The organism is Mesorhizobium metallidurans STM 2683 (assembly GCF_000350085.1).
GTDB lineage: Bacteria > Pseudomonadota > Alphaproteobacteria > Rhizobiales > Rhizobiaceae > Mesorhizobium > Mesorhizobium metallidurans.
The window spans coordinates 1-6,737 of sequence record NZ_CAUM01000015.1 but is presented as its reverse complement, the minus strand read 5'-3'; the positions used below and the strand labels follow the sequence as shown (position 1 = coordinate 6,737).

6 protein-coding genes are annotated in these 6,737 nt (G+C 62.9%); 4 read left to right on the top strand and 2 right to left on the bottom strand.

All coding sequences use genetic code 11. The features are described from left to right. Positions 1-1,089 (top strand): autotransporter family protein (locus tag MESS2_RS03695; RefSeq protein WP_040592012.1); only part of this gene is annotated, 1,089 nt, incomplete at its 5' end. 284 nt (positions 1,090-1,373) lie between these two features. On the opposite strand, the gene MESS2_RS03690 is transcribed toward MESS2_RS03695, so the two are convergent. Then, positions 1,374-1,997: a LysE family translocator gene (locus MESS2_RS03690; RefSeq protein ID WP_008872734.1), complete on the bottom strand. Its 624-nt coding sequence runs from the start codon at positions 1,995-1,997 to the stop codon at positions 1,374-1,376. Between the two features lie 227 nt (positions 1,998-2,224). On the opposite strand from MESS2_RS03690, the gene MESS2_RS03685 reads away from it, so the two are divergent. After that, positions 2,225-2,986, top strand: a complete 762-nt coding sequence (locus MESS2_RS03685; protein WP_008872733.1) for a L,D-transpeptidase — start codon at positions 2,225-2,227, stop codon at positions 2,984-2,986. A 113-nt stretch (positions 2,987-3,099) separates the two neighbouring features. On the opposite strand, the gene MESS2_RS03680 is transcribed toward MESS2_RS03685, so the two are convergent. Then, positions 3,100-4,266, bottom strand: a complete 1,167-nt coding sequence (locus MESS2_RS03680) for an ATP-binding protein (RefSeq protein ID WP_008872732.1) — start codon at positions 4,264-4,266, stop codon at positions 3,100-3,102. A 326-nt stretch (positions 4,267-4,592) separates the two neighbouring features. On the opposite strand from MESS2_RS03680, the gene MESS2_RS03675 reads away from it, so the two are divergent. Together MESS2_RS03675 and MESS2_RS03670 are read left to right on the top strand one after the other, a co-directional pair. Next, positions 4,593-5,759 carry a diphosphate--fructose-6-phosphate 1-phosphotransferase gene (locus MESS2_RS03675; RefSeq protein ID WP_008872730.1) on the top strand — a complete coding sequence of 389 codons (1,167 nt, stop codon included), beginning with the start codon at positions 4,593-4,595 and terminating at the stop codon, positions 5,757-5,759. Between the two features lie 66 nt (positions 5,760-5,825). Further along, complete coding sequence (locus MESS2_RS03670) at positions 5,826-6,545, top strand: MBL fold metallo-hydrolase (protein WP_008872729.1); 720 nt, start codon at positions 5,826-5,828, stop codon at positions 6,543-6,545. Positions 6,546-6,737: the final 192 nt, after the last annotated feature.

Below are 6,737 nucleotides of genomic sequence, written 5' to 3'. Positions count from 1 at the left end.
CCGAGCCCGCCGGCGGAACCGCCGCCGCCGCCCGTGCCGGTGGATGTGCCTGTGCTTCCGGTGCCGACGCTGCCTGGCCCGCCGCCGGTCCAGCCCGCGCCGCCAACGCCGGGAGCGACGCCGGTGGAGGCAGCCGAGATCCAGCTTTATCGCATCGAGGTGCCGGTCTATTCGGCCGTGCCGCCGGTTGCCGAGCATCTGGCCATGGCGACGCTTGGCACGTTCCACGAGCGGCGCGGCGAGCAAAGCCTGCTGTCGAATCCCGAATTGTCGCCTGTCTGGGACCGTATCTTCGGACAGGACGCAGAGATGGCATGGTCGGGGACGGTGTCGCCATCCTTCGATGGCACGGTATTTGGCCTACAGGCCGGATTCGATGCATTCGGCTGGGAAAGCGCTTCAGGCATCAACCGCGCCGGCCTGTTCATTGCCTATGGTCGCATGAATGGCGACGTGCGCGGCCAGGCACTGGGATGGAACAATCTGTCCGTCGGCGGGATCGATCTCGACGGCACCAGCGTTGGCGGCTACTGGACCCGTATCGGTCCGAGCGGCTGGTATCTGGACGGCGTCGTGATGGGAACCTTCTTTGGCGGTACGGCGAATTCGTCCCGCGACATCGGCATCGATGTCGATGGAACCGGCATTACCGCTTCGCTCGAAGGCGGCTATCCCTTTGCGCTGGCTGAGGGTTGGACGCTCGAACCGCAGGCGCAACTGGTCTGGCAGCATTTGTCGCTCGACGGTACGCAAGATAGCTTCTCGTCGGTCTCCTTCGACCTCGACGACAACGTCACCGGCCGGCTGGGGCTGCGGCTGCAAGGCGACACCGTCATGAACGGCATGGCGCTGCAGCCTTACCTCAAGGCCAATCTGTGGCACGATTTCGGCGGCACCGACCGCGTCGACTTCGACGGCACGGATATCTCGACCGAGGGCGACTCGACATCGTTCGAGTTTGGCGGCGGCCTCGTCGCCAAGGTGACGGACAAGGTCAGCATCTTCGCCACCGGCGACTACACCACCAATCTCGGCGGCGACAAGCGGCGCATCCTCGAGGGCAATCTCGGCTTCAGTGTCAAATGGTGATGCAGGTTCTCATATCCGGTTATGCCGGTTTGCGATGGGTGTTTTCGTGCTGTCGAAGTCGCCGCCCCTCATCGCCCTGCCGGGCACTTCTCCCCGTATAGTGACGGGAGAAGTGGGCCGGCCGCAGCCTAGGCACCCTTCCTACAACGCTGATGATTGGCGAACCCATCGATGAGAGCGCCCCTCTCCCCGTCACTATACGGGGAGAGGATGCCGGCAGGCAGGTGAGGGGCGGCGCCAGCACTTCAAAACAGGCCGTATCCAACCGTTTCAGAAACCGACTCTCAATTGCCGGAGCGCATCGCCATTGTGGCGATGCCGGCGCCGACCAGCAGCGTGCCGCCGGTGCGGTTGAAGATGCGGATCGCCCGGGGATTGCGCACCACGTTGCGCGCCCTTGCCGCGATCAGCGCGTAGCCGAAGGCATTGGCGAAGGCGAGCGCCAGGAAAGTCGTCTCGAAGATCAGCATCTGCGTCCAGAAATCGGCATGCCGGTCGAGGAATTGCGGCAGGAAGGCGACGAAGAAGGTGATGCTTTTCGGGTTGAGCGCGGTGACCAGCCAGGCATGCGCCATCATCTTGACTGAGGACACCGCATCGGTGCGCGGTTCGGCCCTGAGCGCGCCGCCGGCGCGGAACAGCTTGATGCCGAGATAGATCAGATAGAAGGCGCCGATCACCTTCAGCACCGTGAACACCGTGGCCGAGGCCGCCAGCAGCGCGCCGATGCCCAGCATCGACAGCGTCATCGCGGTAAAGTCGCCGAGCGCCACGCCGACCGCCATCGGCAGTGCGGTGCGCCATCCCTGGCCGAGCGCATAAGACACCACCAGGAGAATGGTCGGGCCCGGAATGACGAGAAGGATGGCCGAGGCGGCGGCGAAGGCGGCCCAGTTTTCGAAGGACATATTTGTCTCCTTGAGCGCAAGGAAAAGGATAAATCCTTGGGCGCGCGAGGATGTAAAGGGGCAACGTCAAAAATTTGCGGCCTGCCGGTCGGCGTGTCGGGAGTTGCGCCAGCAAATCAGGGTTAAGGCCAACCGGCGGCTCTTCACGCTTTTTCAACCATGATTGCTGAAAATAGCTGCCATCCGGCCGGACCGTGCTTCCCGCCGACAGCGTAGGGTTTGGGTAGATGCGTGAGTTGCCGCAAAGTCTGGTGCCGCCGCACAAGGGCGATGCAATCGAAAACGAAATTCAGCTTTCCCGCCGCGCGGTGCTGACCGGCGCCGGCGCCATGGCGCTGCTCGGCGTCGCCGGTTGCAGCCAGACGCTCGACCTGCCGTCGCTTCAGCTTGACGATACGGCGACGGGCTCGATTCCCATCCGCCCGAGCATCAGCGTCGACAAGAACATCACCAGCCCGGACGTCATGTACGCCGCACTCACCGACGGCGGCTTCAACGTGCCGAAGGTGCCCTATCTCAAGGTCAAGCCCGAATTCCGCCGCCAGATCGTCGTCGATCCGACCGGCGAGCAGCCCGGCACCATCGTCGTCCGTCTGCAGGAACGGATGCTCTACCTGGTGCAGCCCGGCGGTGACGCCATCCGCTATGGCGTCGGCATCGGCAAGGACGGTTTCCGCTGGTCCGGCCGCGCCAACATCCAGTACGGCAAGGAATGGCCGGTCTGGACGCCGCCGCCGGAAATGATCGCCCGCAAGCCGGAACTGGTGAAGTGGCAGGGCGGCCAGCCCGGCGGCCTCGAAAATCCGCTCGGCGCGCGTGCGCTCTACATCTATCAGGACGGCCGCGACACCGGCTACCGCATCCACGGCTCGCCGGAATGGTGGAGCATCGGCCAGGCGATGTCGTCGGGCTGCGTGCGCCTGATCAACCAGGACATCATCGACCTCTACAGTCGCGTCTCCAGGAAGAACCCGGTCGTCGTCGTCTGATCCTCCGGCCTCCGGCCGCTTTATCTTCCTGTTTGAGCATGATCTTTTCCGAAAGCCAGGTCCCATTTTTCGGGATCATACTTTAGGTCGGACTCAGTCAACTGGCTGCCGCGCTACATCCAATGGCGCTTCAGATATTCCTCGAACATCGGCACCGTGAAGGCGATATCGCCATGCGCGGGGCTGTAGATCATGCCCTTGTTGATGATCGTCGCCCTCCTCGGTCCAAGGGCTGTGAGTTTTTCTCCCAGCACATCGGCGACGTCCGAGGATCGATAAGGACCGGTCCCCAACTTGGCCATTGCGATGACGTACTCGCGCTCCTTCGGTGTCAGCCTGTCAAACCGGACTTTGAAGAACCCTTCGTCCAGACGCTTCAACGCCGCAGTTGCTGCGACAACAACATTGTCAGCGTTGATCGGTGAGGCTTGCGCTGCGTTCCACGCTTGATAGCCCCACTCCTGAAGGAAGTACGGGTACCCCTTGGTGCTCTGCACAATAGCGGAGAGTGCGGCTTGGTCGATTGTTTCTCCCTCTGCCTCGACCGGCTGTCGGATCGCCTCCTCGGCCGCGGCGATATCAAGCGCATCGACCTTTGGAAATATAAACAGTCTTTCGGCATACGATTTCGCATCTCCAGACAGCGCCGCGATCTGAGGCAAACCCGCGCCGAAGAAGAGGACAGGAAGGGACTTCTGGTTGATCCGATGGATAGCGACAATAAGTGCCGCAAGCTCTTCTGCGGAGAGGTACTGCACTTCGTCAACCAGAAGGGTCCACCCGCCTCCGGCGGCTTGGGCTGCCTGCCCCACTCGCAAAAAGAGATCCGCGATGTCATATTCGATGTTGCCGCTATCAGCGACGCCGGGTTCGGGATCGACGGCAATGGCGACGTCGCCCACCTCGATCTTGAAGGCACTCGCAAACGCACGTAAGGCGCGCAACGCCGAGTAAGTCGCTGCCTTCGCGCCCTCCACAGCGGACAGTCGGCGCAGGACTTGGTGCACGCGCGGGTACAAGAGTTCGACGAGAGACCTATCTTCTGGCGCCTCGACAAACGAGGTGAGGTGACCATGGCCTTCGGCGATCTCCTCAATCTTGTTAAGAAGCACCGTCTTGCCTACGCCTCGCAATCCCAGGAGCATTTGCGATTGCGATGGTTTACCAGCGAGAACTCGCTGCAATGCGATGTCCGCAGTCGAAATTATGTTGTCACGGCCGGCAAGCTCGGGAGGCTGGGAGCCCGCTCCAGGGGCAAATGGGTTTCGAACGGCGTCCACGGTATACCTCTTTATAGGCGATTATAGCCAATATCTCCTATACTACCCTATAGTTCATTATAATCATATATCAATCATCCAGCCGTCGCAGGGCCGCGACCTGTGAGGAGCAACCCTTTCCTGTTTCATGAGGCAGGGCTACGCGATTGCAGCGGAACATGCGCTTCGTGTCATGGGCGTGAATTCAGCCGAGCGTGAACGAGCTTCTGCTTGGGGTCAACTCGGTCGTTTAGAATGATTGGGTTTTGACACCAGACTCTCCCGTTGCGTGATCCCGCAAGACAGGCGAATGTGCCTGCGAGGCCACTGCTGGGGAGAAACGAAGAATGTCAGGAACGTTTGTGATTGCGCAGGGCGGCGGCCCGACCGCCGTCATCAACCAGACCATGGTTGGCGCCGCGCTCGAAATCCGCAAGCGGCATCCCGGTGCCAAGGTCCTGGGCTCCATCCACGGCGTGCGCGGCATTCGTGACGGCAACTATGCCGATCTCTCCTCCATTCCCGAAGACCGGTTGCGGCTGATCGCGGCGACGCCGAGCGCTGCCCTTGGCTCGACGCGCGACAAGCCGGACGCCGCCTATTGCGAGATCATCCTCAATGGCCTGAAGAAGGCAGGCGCCGACGCCTTCATCTATATCGGCGGCAACGACACGTCGGGCACGCAGCAGATCCTGACCGACGCCGCCGGCGGCAAGATGGCTTTCGTCCATGCGCCGAAGACCATCGACAACGATCTCGAGGAGAACGACCACACGCCGGGCTTCATCTCCGCGGCCGAGTTCGTCGCCGGCGCCTTTCTCTCCGTCGATCTCGATTTCCGCGCCCTGCCCGGCATCTATGTCGGCATCGTCATGGGCCGGCATGCCGGCTTTCTCACCGCCGCCGCAGCCGCCTGGCAGCTTGATCCCGACAGCGGCCCGCATCTCGTCTATGTGCCGGAGCGCCCGTTCTCGGCCGCCGCCTTCATCGACGAGGTGCGCGCCACGCTCGACCGCCACAAGCGCTGCATCGTCGCCGTCTCCGAGGGCGTCGGCACCGCCGACGGCAAGGCGCTGGTCGAAAGCCTGGTGCCGCCGGAGAAGCTGGAGCGAGACGCGCATGGCAACGTCAAGCTTTCGGGCAGCGACCTGCCGGCAGCGCTCGAGCGCGCGCTGGCCGAGGGGCTGCCGGGCAAGCGGGCGCGCGTCGACGCGCTCGGCTACATGCCGCGCGGCTATGTCGGCGCCATCAGCGCCGTTGACGCGCAGGAGGCCTTCGACGCCGGCGCTTTCGCCGTCAAGGTGGCGGAAGAGGGCGGCGGCTCGGTGGCGCTGCAATATGACGGCACGAAAACCGTGCTGAAGAAAGTGCCGCTGAAGAATGTCGCCGGCAAGACGCGCCACATGCCGGACGATTTCATGAAGCCTGATGTCAACCAGCTCTCGGATGCGGGCATGGCCTATCTCAGACGACTGGTGCCCGAGAAATACAAGGTCGGGAAGCCGTTCGTCTGATGCCGGCTTTTTCCGATGCCGGATATCTCCTGATGCCGGATATCTCCTGATGCCGGATATCTCCTGATGGATGACTGGTTCAGCAAGACGCAAGTCGATGCCCGCACGACGATGCTCACCGAGCCGTTCGTGCATGATTTCGTGCGCGCCAATATCTGGCATTTCAGCGGCCGCGACGCCGATCTGCTCGTCGACACCGGCATGGGGATCTGCCCGCTGGCGCCGCGGATCGACACGCCTGACGGCAAGCCGCTCATCGTCGTCGCCACCCATATCCACCTCGACCATGTCGGCTCGCTGCACGAATTCCCGTTGCGGGCAGGGCCGAGGATGAGTGCCGCGACGTTCGAAACCATGGATCAGGCGGTCACCTACGCCCACATGTTCCATGACCTCGAAGGCGCCGTCTCGAAACTGCCGGAGCCGGGCTGGAAAGCGGCCGACTACCGGATTCCGCCGGCGCCGCTGACACGCACCCTCGACGAGGGCGATGTGGTCGATCTCGGCGACCGGCAATTCCGCGTGCTGCATTTGCCCGGCCACTCCCCGGACTCGATCGCTTTGTTCGACGAGGCGGACGGCCTGTTCTTCGCTGGCGATGCCATCTACGATGCCATGCTGATCGACGACCTGCCGGATTCCGACCGCGCCGCCTACCGCCGGACGATGCAGCGGCTGCTCGACCTGCCCATCCGCATCGGCCATGGCGGCCATGGGCCGAGCTTCGACGGCAAGCGGATGCGCGAGATCGCATTGGCCTATTTGCAGCGAACCGATGGGATTTGACGGGAGGTCGGGCAAGAAATCCGTGCTCCTGCTTGTCGAACGCGGCGACGCGCAGATCTTCGTTGCCGTGCCTTCGCCGCGGGCTGACAGGCTCCAGGCACAAGCAATCCTGACGGCGGCTGCGCGGTCGATCGCAGGCTCGCCGTCGTCGCTCATCAAGATTTCTGTTGCTCGCCGGAGTATCTTCTAAGG

Coding starts and splice junctions, on each gene's coding strand:
- MESS2_RS03690 (WP_008872734.1), bottom strand. CDS start 1,997: ATGTCCTTCGAAAACTGGGCCGCCTTCGCCGCCGCCTCGGCCATCCTT.
- MESS2_RS03685 (WP_008872733.1), top strand. CDS start 2,225: ATGCGTGAGTTGCCGCAAAGTCTGGTGCCGCCGCACAAGGGCGATGCA.
- MESS2_RS03675 (WP_008872730.1), top strand. CDS start 4,593: ATGTCAGGAACGTTTGTGATTGCGCAGGGCGGCGGCCCGACCGCCGTC.
- MESS2_RS03670 (WP_008872729.1), top strand. CDS start 5,826: ATGGATGACTGGTTCAGCAAGACGCAAGTCGATGCCCGCACGACGATG.